The 17,386-nt window shown below is 64.6% G+C and carries 13 protein-coding genes; 4 read left to right on the top strand and 9 right to left on the bottom strand.

Features of this window, described 5'->3' with window-relative positions; genetic code table 11:
* The first annotated feature begins 101 nt into the window (after positions 1 to 101).
* The 3 genes from FHX11_RS28935 (at position 102) to FHX11_RS28925 (ending at position 3,986) form a co-directional block, all read left to right on the top strand.
* Positions 102 to 1,118 (top strand): iron ABC transporter substrate-binding protein, encoded by a 1,017-nt coding sequence (locus FHX11_RS28935; protein WP_184364630.1) that lies wholly within the window; start codon positions 102 to 104, stop codon positions 1,116 to 1,118.
* Between the two features lie 256 nt (positions 1,119 to 1,374).
* A complete protein-coding gene (locus FHX11_RS28930) occupies positions 1,375 to 2,928 on the top strand; it encodes an iron ABC transporter permease (RefSeq protein WP_246781192.1) in 1,554 nt (517 codons plus the stop codon).
* On the top strand, positions 2,925 to 3,986 hold the full coding sequence (locus FHX11_RS28925; protein ID WP_184364628.1) for an ABC transporter ATP-binding protein: 1,062 nt from the start codon (positions 2,925 to 2,927) through the stop codon (positions 3,984 to 3,986). Before FHX11_RS28930 ends, FHX11_RS28925 begins: the two co-directional genes overlap by 4 nt.
* A gap of 123 nt (positions 3,987 to 4,109) precedes the next feature.
* Here the strand turns inward: FHX11_RS28925 and FHX11_RS28920 are convergent, their stop codons facing one another.
* The 4 genes from FHX11_RS28920 to FHX11_RS28905 form a co-directional block, all read right to left on the bottom strand.
* A complete protein-coding gene (locus tag FHX11_RS28920) occupies positions 4,110 to 5,945 on the bottom strand; it encodes an adenine deaminase C-terminal domain-containing protein (RefSeq protein WP_184364625.1) in 1,836 nt (611 codons plus the stop codon).
* On the bottom strand, positions 5,942 to 6,865 hold the full coding sequence (locus tag FHX11_RS28915; RefSeq protein WP_184364689.1) for a nucleoside hydrolase: 924 nt from the start codon (positions 6,863 to 6,865) through the stop codon (positions 5,942 to 5,944). The genes FHX11_RS28920 and FHX11_RS28915 overlap by 4 nt, the downstream gene beginning before the upstream one ends.
* A gap of 81 nt (positions 6,866 to 6,946) precedes the next feature.
* Positions 6,947 to 8,335: a dipeptidase gene (locus FHX11_RS28910; protein ID WP_184364623.1), complete on the bottom strand. Its 1,389-nt coding sequence runs from the start codon at positions 8,333 to 8,335 to the stop codon at positions 6,947 to 6,949.
* A 121-nt stretch (positions 8,336 to 8,456) separates the two neighbouring features.
* Complete coding sequence (locus tag FHX11_RS28905; RefSeq protein WP_184364621.1) at positions 8,457 to 8,873, bottom strand: MarR family transcriptional regulator; 417 nt, start codon at positions 8,871 to 8,873, stop codon at positions 8,457 to 8,459.
* A gap of 447 nt (positions 8,874 to 9,320) precedes the next feature.
* Here FHX11_RS28905 and polA point away from each other — a divergent pair, with 447 nt between their 5' ends.
* Positions 9,321 to 12,323, top strand: coding sequence for a DNA polymerase I (gene polA, locus FHX11_RS28900; RefSeq protein WP_184364606.1), 3,003 nt, complete (start codon positions 9,321 to 9,323; stop codon positions 12,321 to 12,323).
* Positions 12,324 to 12,386: 63 nt separating this feature from the next.
* On the opposite strand, the gene phnN is transcribed toward polA, so the two are convergent.
* The 5 genes from phnN to phnE (FHX11_RS28875) form a co-directional block, all read right to left on the bottom strand.
* On the bottom strand, positions 12,387 to 12,989 hold the full coding sequence (gene phnN, locus FHX11_RS28895; protein ID WP_184364601.1) for a phosphonate metabolism protein/1,5-bisphosphokinase (PRPP-forming) PhnN: 603 nt from the start codon (positions 12,987 to 12,989) through the stop codon (positions 12,387 to 12,389).
* Positions 12,986 to 14,125 (bottom strand): alpha-D-ribose 1-methylphosphonate 5-triphosphate diphosphatase, encoded by a 1,140-nt coding sequence (locus tag FHX11_RS28890; protein ID WP_184364590.1) that lies wholly within the window; start codon positions 14,123 to 14,125, stop codon positions 12,986 to 12,988. Before FHX11_RS28890 ends, phnN begins: the two co-directional genes overlap by 4 nt.
* Before the next feature lie 10 nt (positions 14,126 to 14,135).
* On the bottom strand, positions 14,136 to 14,828 hold the full coding sequence (locus tag FHX11_RS28885; protein WP_184364583.1) for a DUF1045 domain-containing protein: 693 nt from the start codon (positions 14,826 to 14,828) through the stop codon (positions 14,136 to 14,138).
* A 191-nt stretch (positions 14,829 to 15,019) separates the two neighbouring features.
* Entirely contained in the window at positions 15,020 to 16,366 is a 1,347-nt protein-coding gene (gene phnE / locus FHX11_RS28880; protein ID WP_184364578.1) for a phosphonate ABC transporter, permease protein PhnE, read from the bottom strand.
* Positions 16,367 to 16,375: 9 nt separating this feature from the next.
* Positions 16,376 to 17,344 carry a phosphonate ABC transporter, permease protein PhnE gene (phnE, locus tag FHX11_RS28875; protein WP_184364576.1) on the bottom strand — a complete coding sequence of 323 codons (969 nt, stop codon included), beginning with the start codon at positions 17,342 to 17,344 and terminating at the stop codon, positions 16,376 to 16,378.
* Positions 17,345 to 17,386 lie beyond the last annotated feature (42 nt).

The following is a 17,386-nucleotide window of genomic DNA, read 5'->3' as shown; positions in this document are numbered from 1 at the left end:
TGATAAAGGAGCCTGAGTGTAAACTTGAAAACGATGGTCAGGAAAAATATAGGCTATCGCACCTCCGTCAGAGAACGGGGCTTTCAAGCGAGAGGACGCCCATGAAATTTTCCGTCATCCATCTTTCCAGCGCGCTGGCACTTGTCGCGGGCCTCGCGGTCGCTCCGCTGATGGCGAAGGCCGCCGATTCCGAAGGCATCGTCGTCTACAATGCCCAGCACGAGACCCTGACGCAGGCATGGGCCGATGGCTTCACCAAGGAAACCGGCATCAAGGTGACGATCCGCAACGGCAGCGACATGCAGTTCGCCAATCAGATCATCGAGGAAGGTGCCGCGTCTCCCGCCGACGTCTACCTGACGGAAAACTCGCCGGGGATGACGCTGGTCGATGCCAACAAGCTTTTCGCGCCGGTCGATGCCGCCACGCTGGCGCAGGTGCCGGAAACCTTCAAGGCCGCCGATGGCAACTGGGTCGGCGTTGCCGCCCGCTCGACGGTCTTCGCCTATGACAAGACCAAGCTGAAGGAAGCCGATCTGCCGAAGTCGCTGCTTGATCTTGCCGATCCCAAGTGGAAGGGCCGCTGGGGCGCCTCGCCGGCCGGCGCCGATTTCCAGGCGATCGTCAGCGCGCTGCTCGAGCTGAAGGGCGAGGATGCCACCAAGGCCTGGCTGAAGGCGATGAAGGAAAACGCCACCCCCTACAAGGGCAACAGCGTCGCCATGAAGGCCGTCAACGCCGGCGAGGTCGAAGGCGCGGTGATCTATCACTATTACTGGTTCGGCGATCAGGCCAAGACCGGCGAAAACAGCAAGAATGTCGAGCTATACTACTTCAAGAACCAGGACCCGGGCGCCTTCGTCAGCATTTCCGGCGGCGGCGTTCTCGCCTCCAGCCAGCACCAGAAGGAAGCCCAGGCTTTCCTGAAATGGATCACCGGCAAGGGCGGCCAGGCCGTTCTGCGCGACGGCAATTCCTTTGAATATGCCGTCAGCACCGGTGAAGCCTCCAATTCCAAGCTGGTGCCGCTTTCGGACCTGCAGGCGCCGAAGGTCGAGCCTTCCAAGCTGAACAGCAAGAAGGTCACCGATCTGATGACGGAAGCCGGGCTGATCTAACGCATGATCCCGCGCCGAAGCCCCGCGAAGCGGAAAGTGCGAAGCGGTTTTCGGATAGGCTTATGCGTCAATAAAGAGCACGGCTCTTGCATGTGATCCGCCTGCCCTGCTAGGGGCATGCGGATGGCCTCTCGGCCGTTTCGATCCGGGCAATCGCCTTCCCGCGGCGGTTGCCTTCCTGTTTCAGGGCGTGAAAGGCAGCGTGGATTTGCTGCAGAAGAATACATATGCCGCGCCGACCGCTCAGGCCGCCGCTATGTCATCATCCCCGTCGATGGCTGCGCCTCACGGCCGCATTCCGCATGCCTCCGTCGTCGCCCTGGCATCGGTCGTCGCGCTTCTGAGCCTCGTGCCGCTCGGCTTCATCCTCTGGATCACCGTCGAGACCGGCTGGGCGCAAGTCGTCGCGCTCATCTTCCGCAACCGTGTCGGCGAATTGCTGACCAACACCGTTCTGCTGGAAGTCTGCACCATCCCGCTTTGCATCCTGCTCGCGGTTACGCTCGCCTGGCTGACCGAGCGCACCAATATTCCCGGCGCCCGCATCTGGGCCTGGCTTGCGGTCGCGCCGCTTGCCGTGCCGGCCTTCGTGCACAGCTATGCCTGGGTCAGCCTGGTGCCCGGCATGCGCGGGCTGTGGAGCGGCGTTCTGGTCTCGGTGCTCGCCTACTATCCCTTCCTCTATCTGCCCGTGGCGGCCGCGCTGCGGCGGCTCGATCCGGCGATCGAGGATGCCGCCGCTTCGCTCGGCCTCGGTCCCTGGCGCGTCTTCTTCCGGGCGATCCTGCCGCAGCTTCGGCTCGCCATTTGCGGCGGTTCGCTGCTGATCGGCCTGCATCTCCTGGCGGAATACGGTCTTTACGTGATGATCCGCTTCGATACGTTTTCGACCGCGATCGTCGATCAGTTCCAGTCCGCCTATAACAGCCCGGCCGCCAATATGCTCGGCGGCGTTCTCGTCTTCTGCTGCCTGCTGCTGCTCGGCTTCGAAGTATTGGTGCGTGGCAACGAGCGCTATGCCCGCGTCGGCTCCGGCGCCGCCCGTCCGGCGGACCGGCGCCGTCTCGGCTGGTTCGTCGTCCCGGCCGTGGCGCTGCCGGTGGCCGTGGCGGTGCTGACGCTCGGTGTGCCCTTCGTGACGCTGGCGCGCTGGCTCTATCTCGGCGGCGCCGGCATCTGGCGCATGGATACGGTCGGCAGCGCGTTCGTGCAGACCATCGGCCTGGCGATCGCCGGCGGATTGCTCGCCACCATCGCCGCCATTCCGATGGCCTGGCTCTCGGTGCGCGCACCCGGCCGGCTGCAGCGCATCCTTGAAGCCTGCCATTATTATGTCGGCTCGCTGCCGGGCGTCGTCGTTGCCCTGGCGCTGGTGTCGATCACGGTCAGGGTGATCCTGCCGCTTTACCAGACCTTCGCCACGCTGCTGCTCGCCTACGTCCTCCTGTTCCTGCCGCGCGCCATGGTGGGCTTGCGCGCCAGCATCGCCCAGGCCCCGGTCGAGCTCGAACGCGCCGCCATGGCGCTCGGCCGCACGCCGGGCCAGGCCGTCCGGCAGATCACCATGCGCCTCGCCGCTCCCGGCTTCGCCGCCAGCGTCGCCCTCGTGGCGCTCGGCATCACCAATGAACTGACGGCGACGCTGATGCTGTCGCCGATCGGCACCGATACGCTGGCGACGAAATTCTGGTCCTTGACCAGCGAGATCGATTACGTTTCCGCCGCGCCCTATGCCTTCATGATGGTCGTATTGTCGCTGCCGCTCACCCTTCTCCTCTATGTGCAATCCAAGCGGACGGCCGGACAATGACCTTTCTGGCGATCAAGAACATCAGCAAGCACTATGGCCCCGTCCATGCGCTCGATAATATAGACCTCTCGGTTGCCGCCGGCAGCCGCACCGCCATCGTCGGCCCCTCCGGTTCCGGCAAGACGACGCTGCTGCGCATCATCGCCGGCTTCGAGATCCCCGACGCCGGACAGGTGGTGCTGGAAGGCGAGACCCTGGCCGACGGCACCGACGCCGTGCCCGCCCACCGGCGCGGCATCGGTATCGTCTCGCAGGACGGCGCCCTGTTTCCGCATCTGAGCGTCGCGGAAAATATCGGCTTCGGCATGGAGCGGGGCGCCCATGACCGCGAGCAGCGGATCAAGGGGCTCATCGACATGGTGGAACTCGATCGCGGCATGCTCGACCGCCGCCCGCACCAGCTCTCCGGCGGCCAGCAGCAGCGCGTGGCGCTGGCGCGCGCCCTTGGCCGCAAGCCGAGGCTGATGCTACTCGACGAGCCCTTTTCGGCGCTCGACACGGGCCTGCGCGAAAACATGCGCAAGGCGGTCGCCCGCGTGCTGCAGATCGCCGGCATCACGACGATCCTGGTGACGCACGATCAGGCGGAGGCGCTGTCCTTCGCCGATCAGGTCGCGGTTCTGCGCGACGGCAAGCTGGTGCAGGCCGGAACGCCGCAGACGCTCTATCTCAATCCGCGGGACCGCGAGACCGCGGCGTTTCTCGGCGACGCCATCCTGTTGCCGGCAGATCTTGGCGATGGTTCCAGCACTTGCGCGCTCGGGACGATTCCAGTCGACAGCGACGGCCGGTCTGGGCGTGCCGAGATCATGCTGCGGCCCGAGCAGCTGCGCCTGAGCACCATCGAGGGTGAGGGTACGGGCCTGGCCTGCGTCGGCAAGGTCACCGATATCGAATTCGGCGGCGCCGTCTGCACCGTGACGGTCGTTCTCTCCAGCGCCAATGGTTCGGAAACGCTGAACATCAAGAGTTCCGGCGTCGGCCTGCCCGAGATCGGCAGCATGGTATCGGTTACCGTGCTCGGTAAGGCGCATGTCTTCGAAAAGCCGGGCAGCTGAGCTGCTTCCGATGGAGCGAGAGGGACGTAAAAATACCTTCTCCCCCGCGGGGAGAAGGTCGAGCGAAGCTTGGGTTGATGGGGCGTTGTACCCGTAAGGGTCGCTCTTCGCGTTCGCTCAGAGCTATTGCTCCTCGCCCCCCTCATCCGCCCTGCCGGGCACCTTCTCCCCGAGGGGAGAAGGCAATACCGCCGTCTCCAGCACCTGTCCGGTCACGACATCGGCAATGCCGCGATCCGTCTGGTGCGGGCCGATATTGCAGGCGAGCGTTGCCCCGAAGCAGGCCTTGAAGACGAGGTAGGGCGGCTGCCAGTCGACGATGGTCTCCATCGCTTCGCGGATGGCGCCGAAGGCCTGGGCGATGTCTGTGAGAGGCGCGTCGCTGACGAGGCCGGACAGCGGCAAGGGCAGAACGGCCTTGATCTCGCCGTCACAGGCGACCGCCAGTCCGCCGCCGCCGGCAATGACGGCATTGGCGGCGAGCGTCATGTCCCGGACATTGCGGCCGAAGACCGTCAGGTTGTGGCTGTCGTGCGAGACCGTGGTGCAGAAGGCGCCGCGCCATTCGCCCCAGCCGGTGAGGAAGCCGACGCGCGGCTTGCCTTCCGCTCGGTCGTGACGATGGGTGACGGCGATCATGGTGGTGCCCGCTGGCGGCACGACAAATCCGTCCACGACATCGGCTTCGATCTCGCCCCATTGCGTGAAGCGCGGCCGGTCGATGGTCGCGAGCCGGACGCGGCTTCCACTCGCCGGGACACGAAAATCGTCTTCCGTGAGCGGCGCAATCTTGACCGAGTTGCGAAGCGGATCGGCGTCCAGCGGCGCGATCTTGCCCACCATCGCGCCGGCTTCGGCGATGACGATGCCATTGGCGATCACTTGCCGCGCCTCGAAGGTCCGGAGGTTTTCGAAGATCGCGATATCGGCGCGGCGGCCGGCGGCGATCAGGCCGAGATCGCTGCGGCCAAGCCGCATCGCGGCGTTCAGCGTCGCCGCTCGCAAGGCCCATTCCGGCTTCAGCCCATCGCGCACCAGGCGGCGGACCACATCGTCGAGGCCGCCGTTGAAATGCAGCTCGTCGGGGAAGACGTCATCGGTGCAGAGCGTCACCGTCTGCGGCAGGAAACCCAGCCGGTCGATGATATCGACGAATTGCTGGAGAAGGTGGTCGTGCGAGCCGCGCAATTCGATCGTCAGGCCGGCCGAAAGCTTGGCGAGGAAATCGGCGCCGGAGGTGAGTTCGTGGTCGGAGGTCACGCCGGCGGTCATGAAGGCATTGAGATCGGCGCCCTCGAGGCCGCGGGCATGGCCGCAGACGAGCTTGCCGGATTGCAGCCCGGCGCCGACGATGGCGGTTGCGCGCGGATCGCCGTCGATGACGCCGCGCATGGTCATGACTTCGGCGACGCCGCCGATCTCCGGCCAAGCGAGCATCTCGGTCATGGCGGCGGCGTCGAAATCGGCGCCCGCGAGCTCCAGGCCGGGTGCGGACGGCACGCAGGACGGTGCAAGCGGGATCACCCGCAGCGGCAGCGACCGGCTCGCCTCGACCGCCCAGCCCACGCCGTCGAGGCCATGCACATTGCCGAATTCATGCGGGTCCCAGACGATGGTGGTGACGCCGCGCGGCAGTACGGCCTCTGCATAGGCGGCCGGCGTCACCATCGAGCTTTCGATGTGCATATGCGTATCGATCAGCCCCGGCGACAGGAAAGAGCCGGACGCATCGATCGTCTCCAACGCATCCGAACGGCTGGCCGGCGTGTGGACGCTGGCGATCAGCGGGCCGACGATGCCGATATCGGCGGCGCGGATCTTGCCGGTCACCATGTCGACCACCTGCCCGCCGACGATCAGCAGATCGAAGGGCGCGTCGCCGCGGGCGGCCGCAACCGCGCGGGCGCGCAGATCGGGCTCGTTGAGGTCGGCGGGTTCGTGCCGGTATTGTCCAGTCATCGGCGTGCCTCGCGGATCAGGGCGTCGAACAGAATGGCGCGCGCCGCCTCGGCGTCGATCTCAGCGGCGAAATGGGCGTTGAAGGCGGCATGCGAGGCGCGGGTCTCGACGACGGTGCGTCCGCGTGTGTGCTGCCCCGAAAGCTCGACATCGATGCGGGCATGCTGGAGCTTCGCGATCTCGGGCGCGACGAAAATCGCGGCGGCCGTCGGATCGTAGATCGCCATGGCCGGCCGGCCGCGGCTGATGCCGATATCGACATAGCCGCCGAGAAGGTCGGCCAGAAGCGCGGCGTTCCTGCCCGTCGCCGCCCGCACCCGGTCGACATCATCAGGCCAGGCGAGCACCTTGCGGCAGATGTCGAGGTCGACCATGCGCAGCGGCAGGCTATGGGCGAGCACGATCGCCAGCGCCTCGGGATCGGCATAGGCGTTGAACTCGGCCGAAGCGGTGTGATTGCCCGATGTCACGCCGCCGCCCATCCAGGTGAGCTCGTCGATACGGGCGGCAAGATCGGGGCGGGCGAGCGCGAGCGCCGCGATGTTGGTGAGCGGTCCGAGCGCCAGAATGCGCTTTTGCCCGCTGCCGTCCGCCAGCCAATCGCAAAGCGCGGTGAAAGCGTCGCTCGCCGGCAGCTCGTCCGCCGGCGGCAGGGTCTTGCCCAGGGTCGGCATGCCGCTTGCCCCGAGAATGCGCTGCGCCGTTTCCAGCTTGCAAAGCACCGGCAGTTCGCGACCCGTATGGATCGGGAACGTCCAGCCGAAGGCGGCGGCGGCTCCGGCCGCATTGGCGCGCACCTGCGCAAGCGGCGCGTTGCCGCTCACCAGCGAAACGCCGTCGATCGCAAGGCTCGAATGGGTCACCACCAGAATGGCGGCGATATCGTCGAAGCCCATGTCGGTATCGATCCAGATCCCCATGGCCGTGCGCCTGTCGAATTCGAGTTGAGGAGAGGGTGCCGTCATGGGACGCGCGTCCGGATCGCGCGTCCCGCCGGTCACTCAGGCTGCGAGCGCGTCGAGGATGCGGACCCAGGAGCGGATGCCCTTGTGGTAGGACCGCAGCTCGTATTTCTCGTTCGGCGAATGGATGCGGTCGTCGGAAAGACCAAATCCGACCAGCAGCGACTCCATGCCGAGCATCTTCTGGAAATCGCCGACGATCGGGATCGAGCCACCCATGCCGATGACGATGGCCGGTTTCGGCCATTCGCTGGAAAGCGCGTTCTTCGCCTTGGTCAGGACTGGCGAATCGTAGGAAAGCTGGATGGCCGGCGAGGCGCCATGTTCCAGGAATTCCACCGAGCAGTCGGCCGGGATCTTCGAGCGGACATAGGCGCGGAAGCTGTCGCGGATCGCCGCCGGGTTCTGCTGACCGACCAGGCGGAAGGAGATCTTCGCCGATGCCTTGGCGGCGATCACGGTCTTGAAGCCGGCGCCGGTATAGCCGCCGGTGATGCCGTTGACCTCCGCCGTCGGCCGCGCCCAGATCAGTTCCATCACCGAACGGCCCTTTTCCCCCGAGGGAATGGACAGGCCGACTTCGCCGAGGAACTTCTCCGTCGTCATCCCGAGCGTCTCCCAGGAGGCCTTGATGTTGCTCGGCGTTTCCTCGACGCCGTCATAGAAGCCGTCGAGCGTGACGCGGCCGGTCTCGTCGTGCAGGCCGGCGAGAATCTCGGAGAGAATGTGGATCGGATTGGCGGCGGCACCGCCGAACATGCCCGAATGCAGGTCGCGATCGGCGGCACTGACGATGATCTCCTCGCCGACGAGGCCGCGCAGGCCGGCCGAGATCGCCGGCGTATCGCCATCCCACATGCCGGTGTCGCAGACCAGCGCATAATCCGCCTTCAGCTCGGCGGCATTGGCCTCGAGGAAGGGCTTCAGCGACGGCGAGCCGGATTCCTCCTCGCCCTCGAACAGGATGGTGACGCGTACCGGCAGCGCACCCTTGACTTCCTTGTAGGCGCGGACGGCCTCGACGAAGGTCATCAGCTGGCCCTTGTCGTCGGAGGTGCCGCGCCCCGTCAGGATCTTGCGGCCATTGCCGAGATCCTTGATGGCGGGTGCGAAGGGATCGCTGTCCCACAGCTCGATCGGATCGACCGGCTGCACGTCGTAATGGCCGTAGAACAGGACATGCGGCGCATCGGCGCTAGCCGCCTCGTGATGGGCGACAACCATCGGGTGGCCGGGCGTGTCGCGCACCGAGGCGGAAAAGCCGAGCTTGGTCAGGTAGGAGACGAGCCATTCCGCGGCCTTGCGGCATTCCGGCTTGTAGGCCGGATCGGTCGAGATGGAGGGGATGCGCAGCAGTTCGAACAGATTGTCGAGGCTGGACGGAAGGTTCTGATCCGCGCGATCCAGAACGGGCGATACATCGGTCATGTCCGACTCCTTACATGGAAATTGGCTGGACGATAGACCAAAGCCCGCGCGGTTTCGAGGCGGAAAACCTCGAAAATTTCGGGCGTTTCGTCGCTGGCCCCGGGGGCGCTTGCCGAGCCGTCTAGAGATGCTTGGCGTTTTCCAGGATGCGGCGGATATATTCGAGAAGCAGCTCGCGTTCGAAGTTGCGGAAGCCGCGGAACAGGTCCTTGTCCGCCGCCATCGCCGCCTCGACGGCCTCCACCTGCATCGCAGCCGCCCGGCCGGTGAGGAAGATCAGCTGCGCGCGCTTGTCGGAAGGATGCGGCCGGCGCTCCACCAGCCCGTCGCGCTCCATGCGCGACAGCGTATTGGCCATCGTCGCCTGTTCTATGTCGACACGCTCCAAAAGCTGCTTCTGCGTCAGCCCGTCTTCCGACCACAATTCCAGCAGGATCGGAAACTGGCCGGGCGAAAAGCCGAGCCTGACCGCGCGCTGTTGCAACGAGCGGGCAAATCCCTTTGCCATCTGGTTGGCAAGGTAGGCTGCGGAGTCCATCCGGTTAAATCCCATGATTGTAAGTATGCCAGTATTCCATGCCAAAACAATCGGCAATTCTTGCGCGGGTTCACCGGGCGTCTGCCGATTCAAGCGGCATTTCCGGCCAGCTTTGCGGGTCTTGTCGTGGGGTGTTTGCATAGAAAAGCCGCCATGGCCTGGAGGGGGCGCCATGGCGGCTCTGAAAAGGGGGACAAAGGCCCGGAGAGGGGGATAGGCCTTTGTCCAAGTCTGACATGGCGGGGGACAGGCCGGTTGTCAGACCCTCGGCGTAATCAATCGCCGGTGAGTATGAGATGAGGCTGCAAATATGGTTTTTCAAGGGAGCACGCAGATTAGATTGATTAAAAATTGGTAACGTTTCAGTGAGAGATTTCGCCGGTCCGCGCGGCCTCCGACGGAACTTTATATGGACGTTGGAGGAGCGCCACGCTATCCATGCTTCCCATGAAAAAAGGTGATCATCTCTTCCTCGTCGACGGCTCCGGATTCATTTTCCGGGCCTTCCATGCATTGCCGCCCCTGACGCGCAAATCCGATGGTTTGCCCGTCGGCGCCGTCTCCGGTTTCTGCAACATGCTGTGGAAGCTTTTGACCTCGGCGCGCGATACGTCGGTCGGCGTGACGCCGACCCATTTCGCCGTCATCTTCGACTATTCGTCGAAGACGTTCCGCAAGGACATCTTCCCTGAATACAAGGCGAATCGCTCGGCGCCGCCGGAGGAGCTGATCCCGCAATTCGGCCTCATCCGCCAGGCGACGCGCGCCTTCAACCTGCCCTGCATCGAGACCGATGGTTTCGAAGCCGACGATATCATCGCCACCTATGCCCGCCAGGCCGAGGCGACCGGTGCCGACGTCACCATCATCTCCTCCGACAAGGATCTGATGCAGCTCGTCACGCCGACGGTCCACATGTATGACAGCATGAAGGACAAGCAGATCGGCATTCCCGACGTCATCGAGAAATGGGGCGTGCCGCCGGACAAGATGATCGACCTGCAGGCCATGACGGGCGATTCGGTCGATAACGTGCCGGGCATCCCCGGCATCGGCCCGAAGACGGCGGCGCAGCTTCTGGAGGAGTTCGGCGACCTCGACACGCTGCTCGCTCGCGCCGGCGAGATCAAGCAGCAGAAGCGCCGCGAGAACATCATCGCCAATGCCGACCTCGCCCGCATTTCGCGTCAGCTGGTGATGCTGAGGACCGACGTGCCGCTGGAACTGCCGCTCGACGCGCTGGTGCTCGAGCCGCAGAACGGCCCGAAGCTGGTCGGCTTCCTGAAGGCGATGGAATTCACCTCGCTGACGCGCCGTGTCGCCGAGGCCTGCGATTGCGATCCTGCGGCCATCGAGCCCTCCGATGTCACGGTCGAATGGGGTGACACCGCCCACGGTCCGGATCTGGATGTCGGCGACAATGTCGAGCTGGTTGCCGGCGGCACCGTTTCGGCCGAGGGCGCCTCCGTTCCGGCGCCGGCGGTCAAGCCGCGCCTGGCTGTGGAAGGGCTGAGCGAACCGGCCGACCTCGCCAAGGCGCGCGCTGCAAGCTTCGCCACCGCGCCGATCGATCGTTCGAAATATGTCACCATCCGCGACGTCGCGACCCTCGACCGCTGGATCGCGGATGCCCGCGAAACCGGCCTCGTCGCCTTCGACACCGAGACGACGTCGCTGGATGTCATGCAGGCCGAAATCGTCGGCTTTTCGCTGGCGATCGCCGACAACAAGGACGACCCCACGGGCGCCTCCATCCGCGCCGCCTATGTGCCGCTCAACCACAAGAACGGCATCGGCGACCTGCTCGGCGGTGGGCTGGCGGACAATCAGATCCCGCTGCGCGACGCCCTGCCGCGGCTGAAGGACCTGCTGGAGGACACCTCCGTCCTCAAGATCGCGCAGAACCTGAAATACGATTACCTGCTGATGAAGCGCTACGGCATCGAGACCAAGGCCTTCGACGATACGATGCTGCTCTCCTACGTGCTCGACGGCGGCGCCAACGCCACGCATGGCATGGACAGCCTGTCGGAGCGCTGGCTCGGCCACACGCCGATCGCCTACAAGGATGTTGCCGGCAGCGGCAAGTCCAACGTCACCTTCGATCTGGTCGATATTGATCGCGCCACGGCCTATGCCGCCGAGGATGCCGATGTGACGCTGCGCCTCTGGCTGGTGCTGAAGCCGCGGCTGGCGGCCGAGAGCCTCGCCACCGTCTACGAGCGTCTGGAACGGCCGCTGGTGCCGGTGCTCGCCCATATGGAAGAGCGCGGCATCACCATCGACCGGCAGATCCTGTCGCGTTTGTCCGGCGAGCTGGCGCAGGGCGCCGCACGGCTGGAAGACGAGATTTATACGCTGGCCGGCGAGCGCTTCAATATCGGCTCGCCCAAGCAGCTCGGCGATATCCTCTTCGGCAAGATGGGCCTTGCCGGCGGCAGCAAGACCAAGACCGGGCAATGGTCGACCTCTGCGCAGGTGCTGGAAGACCTGGCGGCGGCCGGCTTCGAGCTGCCGCGCAAGATCGTCGACTGGCGCCAGCTTACCAAGCTGAAATCGACCTATACGGATGCGTTGCCAGGCTATGTCCATCCTCAGACCAAGCGCGTCCACACCTCCTATTCGCTGGCTTCGACCACGACCGGGCGGCTGTCTTCCTCCGAACCGAACCTACAGAACATTCCGGTGCGCACGGCGGAAGGTCGCAAGATCCGCACCGCCTTCATCTCGACGCCCGGCCACAAGCTGGTCTCGGCCGATTACAGCCAGATCGAGCTGCGCGTGCTGGCGCACGTCGCCGATATCCCGCAGCTCAAGCAGGCCTTCGAGGACGGCATCGACATTCATGCCATGACGGCGTCGGAAATGTTCGGCGTGCCGGTGGAAGGCATGCCGAGCGAGGTGCGCCGCCGCGCCAAGGCGATCAACTTCGGCATCATCTACGGCATTTCCGCCTTCGGCCTTGCCAACCAGCTCTCCATCGAGCGCTCGGAAGCCGGCGACTACATCAAGAAGTATTTCGAGCGCTTCCCCGGCATCCGCGACTATATGGAAAGCACCAAGCAGGCGGCGCGCGACAAGGGCTATGTCGAGACGATCTTCGGCCGTCGCATCCATTTCCCGGAAATCCGCTCCTCCAACCCCTCGGTGCGCGCCTTCAACGAGCGTGCATCCATCAACGCGCCGATCCAGGGTTCGGCCGCCGACGTCATCCGTCGCGCCATGATCAAGATGGAACCGGCGCTGGCCGCGGACGGCCTTGGCGACCGCGTGCGCATGCTCTTACAGGTGCATGACGAACTGATCTTCGAGGTCGAGGACGCCGATGTCGAGCGCTCGACGCCGGTCATCGTTTCGGTCATGGAAAATGCCGCGATGCCGGCGGTCAACATGTCGGTGCCGCTGAAGGTGGATGCGCGGGCGGCGAACAATTGGGATGAGGCGCATTGAGATACGAGCGGGCGTGGCCTATCCCGCCAAGGGCGAGATAGGCCTTTTCGCGTATGCCGCTCTTCACATCCCAATCAACGCTTCCAGCACCGCAATGATGGCGCGCTCGGCATCCTCCAGCGTGCCGCTATTGTCGATATCGGCCACGTCGTAACTGCCTTCAACCGTCAGCGAACTGCGCTCCAGACGCTTCATCACATCCTCGCGGCTCTCGCGGCCGCGCGCCGTCAGCCGTTCCGCAAGAACGTCGCGCCGCGCCGTAATATTGATGATCTTCAGCCTTGGAAACACAGCCTGGAAGCGGTGCAACACCGAACGCGAACCATTGGCGATGACCAGATTGCCGCGCGCGAGCTCGTCCATGACGTCGGCGGGAATGCCGTATTTCAGGCCATGCGCCTCCCAGGAGACGGCGAAGGCGCCGGCCCGTTCCATGGCGTCGAAATCGGCGTCGGAGACGCTTTTGTGATCCTCGTTGCCGGGATCGCCCGCGCGGGTGATGACGCGGCGGACGAAATGGACGTCCGGCCGGCCGGCGAAATGCCGGGCGGCGAGGTTCATCAGCGTATCCTTGCCCGCGCCGCTCGGGCCGACGACCACGGCCATGATGCCGACGGTATCGGCTCTTAGATCATTAGCCGGCTTGGTCCTCGCCTCCAGCGTCATGCCACGCGCCGTCCTTCCCGCCAGACGGAGCGCGTCACCGGCACGCCGTGATCGCGGCGAACGCGCACGAGATCGGCGCGCAGGCCCTCGGCGATGCGGCCGCGATCGTCGAGGCTGACGGTCCTGGCGGGCGTTGCCGTCACCATGGCGATCGCCCGCGGCAGCGAGATGCTTTCGACCTCGTCGGCGAGGATGAAGGGCGCATGCAGCAGGCTGAGCGGCACATAGTCGGACGAGAGCACGTCGAGCACGCCGAGCTCGGCGAGATCGCGGGCGGCGATATTGCCGGAATGCGACTTGCCGCGCACGATGTTCGGGGCGCCCATCAGCACGCTCATGCCGGCGCCGTGCGAAGCCTTGGCGGCGTCGATGCTGGTCGGGAATTCCGCCAGGCGCACGCCGTAATCGACCGCCTCGTCGACATGGGCGAGCGTGGCGTCGTCATGGCTGGCGATGGTGATGCCGCGCTCAGTGCAGACTTTGGAAATCGCGTCGCGGTGCGGCTTCGCATATCTGGCCGATTCCGCCTGCCGCTTGGCCACGAAACGGGCAAAGGCCTCGTCGCTCAGGCCGCGCTTCTTCTGGTAGTAGAAGATGTACTGGTCCATGGTCTGGAACTGGCGCTGGCCGGGCGCATGATCCATCAGCGAGACCAGACGGACATAGGGGTCCTTCTCGAAATCCTGGAAATGATCGAGGACGTTGTCGGAGGAGACCTCGCAGCGCAGGTGGATCAGGTGGTCGGCGCGCAGCCGGTCCTCGCGCTGCGCCGCCTGGATGGCGTCGGCCATGTCGCGCATCTCGCCTTTTTCGAAGCCGCCATCCTCGTCCGAGCCCATGCGCAGGCAGTCGAAGACGGTGGTGATGCCGGAGGTGACGATCTGGGCGTCATGCGCCTGGATGGCCGCCGTCTTGTTCCAGCGCACGCCGGGGCGTGGCGAATAATGCGCCTCGAGATGGTCCGTATGCAGCTCGACCAGACCGGGGATCAGATAGTCACCCTCGATATCCTCGCCGACGGCGGACCGGCCCTCGGAAATATCGGCGATCCGCCCGCCGCGGATCAGCACGGAGCCGTCGACGATCTGGTCTTCAAGGACGATGCGGGCGTTGGAGAGGACGGTTTCTTTGGTCATGTCGGCTCTTTCACTTTTGGGCGCCGGCGAGCGGCAGCCAGGAACGGACGGTAAAGGGTGCGCCGCGCGCCTCTTCGACGAAGATGGCGAGGCCGGAAATGGCGAGCGGCTTGCCGATGTGGTCGGCGAAACGATCGCCGAGCAGGTCGCGGATGCCGGCCTGCTGTTCGGCGGCGATGCGGCCCGTCAGCGTCATATGAAAGCGGAACTCGTCGAAGACATAGGGATAGCCCCAGCGCAGCAGGTTTGCGCGCTCCGGCTCGCTCAATCCCTCCGGCTTGCGCCGTGCGATATCGGCTTCGGAAAGAGCGGCGCGGAATGGCTCGAACGTCTTGACCACCTGGGTGGCGAAATCCTGCAGCGGCGGGTGGAGCGTTCCCGGCACGAGTGCGAAGAACTGGCCGAGCTGGCCGAGCACCAGCTCGGGAATGGTGAAGGCCGGCGTGCGCGCGGCGAAATCGGCCGCCACGTCCAGAAGGTCGCGTTCCGTGACCGAGCTTGCCAGCTCGAAGGGCGCTTTCAGCGTCGCGTGAAAGCCGTAGCGGCTCGGCTCGGCGATGATTTCGGCATGGTTTGCGGGCACGACGCCGATAGCCTTGTCGGAAAAGATCTCATTGGAAAAGGCATCGCGGCCGAGCCAGAGGGAGGCAAGGGACGTCAACGGATCGTCTTTGGGCGGCGTGAAATAGAGAGCATAGCGCAAGGCTGTCTTCCTTGGAAAAATCGGCTGCGCGGGACACTGTTGGGTGATTTGCGACAAACCGCAAGAGCGGCAAGGCGGCAGCGAATCGAATCCGGCTAAAGCCGGCGCGACAAATGCAGTCTTGCCGGGCCTGCGCTACCGGATTCCCGTGACAAAATGATGATGCATTACGATTTTTCTTTCCGGCGCTTCTATCTGTTCCGCGTGCCCATCAATCGCGAGCGCAGCGCATTGGAGGCGGCATCGAACAGGAAGACGACGAGCAGGATCAGCAGCACCATATAGGCGACGTTTTCCCAGTTGGCATTGGTGCGCATCGCCTCCCAGAGTTTCAGGCCGATGCCGCCGGCGCCGACCGCGCCGATGATGGTGGCGCCGCGCACATTCGATTCCCATTGATAGAGCGTCTGGCTGACGAAAACCGGAACGATCTGCGGCACGATGCCATAGCGATGCACCAGAATGGTCGAGGAACCGGTGGACTTCACGCCCTCGCGCGGCTTGTTGTCGATATTCTCCAGTCCCTCGGAATAGAGCTTGCCGAGCGTACCGGTCTCGGTGAGAAAAATCGCGCCGCTGCCGGCGAGCGGGCCGGGGCCGAAGGCGCGGGTCAGGAACAGCGCCCAGATCAGCATGTCCACCGAACGCAGGAAATCGAAGAAGCGCTTCAGCACCTGGTTCAGCAGCCGGTTCGGCGTGATGTTACGCGCGGCGAGGAAGGCCAGCGGAAAGGCGACGACGGCGCCCAGTAGCGTGCCGAGGAAGGCCATGACCACGGTCTGGAACAGCTTGGTCCAGACGTCGCCATGCTGCCAGGCGGCATTGTTCCAGATATTGTCGAAGGCGAGCGAAAGGTTGGATTGCGCGGGGTCGAGCCGCGGGCCGGAGACGATCAGGCCGATCACCTCGCCGGCCGGCTTGTCGAAGAAGGGCGAATGGGTGTCGAAGACGAAATTGGCCCAGCCGATGAAGCGTTTGCGGATCTTCACGCGGTCCGTGGAGATGCTGACATCGCCGGCAAAGCCCATATTGGCGAGGATATTGTCGTCATAAACGGTCATCCAGTCGGGCACCGGCTGCGAGCCGACCACTTTCGGCACGTCACCGCTGATGTCGACCGGTACGGTGACGCCATGCGCCGTCAGGATCGCCTGTGTCGGGGTTACCGTGACGCTGCGGCTAGTGCCGCTGACCGAGACCGTCAGGCTGCCGTCGGCATTGGTCGTCACCCAATCGGGGTGGGGATTGTCGCCCAGCGGCGAGAAGCGCGGATATTTGACGCTGATCTTGTCGCCGGAAATGCGGAACTCCGGCTGTACGTCATAACTGACCCATTGGCTGAGATAGATGCCGACACGCTCCCAGCGCGCCTCCGAAATGACCTTCGGCAGGTCGAAGAACCAGACGGCGTAGATGCCGTAGAGGATGAGGCCGATGAAAACCATCAGCGCGCCGAAGCGCTGGCGGAAGGAGCGGTGCAGGATCTCCGGATAACGGGCTTCGATGTCCTGCATGCGGCCGGCGTCGATGACGGACATGGGCAATCCTCAATGCTGCAGAAGGAAGGCGTGTTCGCCGACGAGGCGGCGGCGCAGCCATGCGGAAAACTGATCGACGGCGATGATCGTCAGGAAGAGCAGCAGCACCAGCGCCAGCGTCTTGGCGCCGAAGCCGCGCGAGATCGCCAGTTTCAGCTCCTCGCCGATGCCGCCGCCGCCGACGGCGCCGATGATGGTGGAGGCGCGCACGTTGATCTCCACGCGCAGCAGCGCATAGGACATGAAATTCGGCAGCACCTGCGGCAGGGCGGCGAAGCGGACGCGCTCCGTCCAGCTCGCGCCGACGGCCCGCATGCCTTCATCCGGCTTCATGTCGATATTCTCGACGACCTCGTAGAACAGCTTGCCGAGCGCGCCGATCGTGTGCAGGCCGACGGCGATGATGGCGGCGATCGGGCCGATCGACAGGATCGCCGAGAACAGGCCGGCGATGACGATCTCCGGAAAGGCGCGCAGGAATTCCATGACGCGCTTCGTCACCAGCCGCACCGGGTTGGAAGGCGACATGTTGCGCGCGGCAAAGAAGCTGAGCGGCACGGCGAAGATGAAGCCGATGATGGTCGATACCAGCGCGATGTTGATCGTGATGATCATCAGCTCGAAATATTCGGGAATATAGAAATCGCCCCAGACATAGACGCGGCCGAGCGGGAAATTGAACTCCTCGCCGCCGGCGCCGTTCGCGCCGTTGGGGCTCGGCAGGTCGAAGAGCGCGCGATAGACATCGTTCCAATCCTTGGGGATGAGCCAGCTCAGGAAATCGAACAGATGCGGCAGGCGCTCGAAGAAATGGCCGGCATTGCTCTCGTCGGCGAAGCGGACGGAGCTGACGAAGGCGATGAACAGGATCGCTAGGCTGATGCCCGTATAGAGGCGGCGGCGGGCCACCATCCGGCTCCAGGCATCGCCGATCTCTCGGGCACTCTGCATCTGTGGCTGGGTATCGGCAATCGTCATCAAAAATACCGCCTTGAAAATAGCAAAGAGGCGGCCGTTACC

It is taken from the genome of Rhizobium sp. BK602, assembly GCF_014195095.1.
GTDB lineage: Bacteria > Pseudomonadota > Alphaproteobacteria > Rhizobiales > Rhizobiaceae > Rhizobium.
The sequence above is the reverse complement of the archived record's forward strand: the minus strand, read 5'-3'. Positions and strand labels throughout refer to the sequence as shown.

Coding starts and splice junctions, on each gene's coding strand:
- FHX11_RS28905 (WP_184364621.1), bottom strand. CDS start 8,873: ATGGACTCCGCAGCCTACCTTGCCAACCAGATGGCAAAGGGATTTGCC.
- FHX11_RS28925 (WP_184364628.1), top strand. CDS start 2,925: ATGACCTTTCTGGCGATCAAGAACATCAGCAAGCACTATGGCCCCGTC.
- FHX11_RS28935 (WP_184364630.1), top strand. CDS start 102: ATGAAATTTTCCGTCATCCATCTTTCCAGCGCGCTGGCACTTGTCGCG.
- FHX11_RS28930 (WP_246781192.1), top strand. CDS start 1,375: ATGTCATCATCCCCGTCGATGGCTGCGCCTCACGGCCGCATTCCGCAT.
- FHX11_RS28910 (WP_184364623.1), bottom strand. CDS start 8,335: ATGACCGATGTATCGCCCGTTCTGGATCGCGCGGATCAGAACCTTCCG.
- phnE (WP_184364578.1), bottom strand. CDS start 16,366: ATGTCCGTCATCGACGCCGGCCGCATGCAGGACATCGAAGCCCGTTAT.
- polA (WP_184364606.1), top strand. CDS start 9,321: ATGAAAAAAGGTGATCATCTCTTCCTCGTCGACGGCTCCGGATTCATT.
- phnE (WP_184364576.1), bottom strand. CDS start 17,344: ATGACGATTGCCGATACCCAGCCACAGATGCAGAGTGCCCGAGAGATC.
- FHX11_RS28915 (WP_184364689.1), bottom strand. CDS start 6,865: ATGGGGATCTGGATCGATACCGACATGGGCTTCGACGATATCGCCGCC.
- FHX11_RS28920 (WP_184364625.1), bottom strand. CDS start 5,945: ATGACTGGACAATACCGGCACGAACCCGCCGACCTCAACGAGCCCGAT.
- phnN (WP_184364601.1), bottom strand. CDS start 12,989: ATGACGCTGGAGGCGAGGACCAAGCCGGCTAATGATCTAAGAGCCGAT.
- FHX11_RS28890 (WP_184364590.1), bottom strand. CDS start 14,125: ATGACCAAAGAAACCGTCCTCTCCAACGCCCGCATCGTCCTTGAAGAC.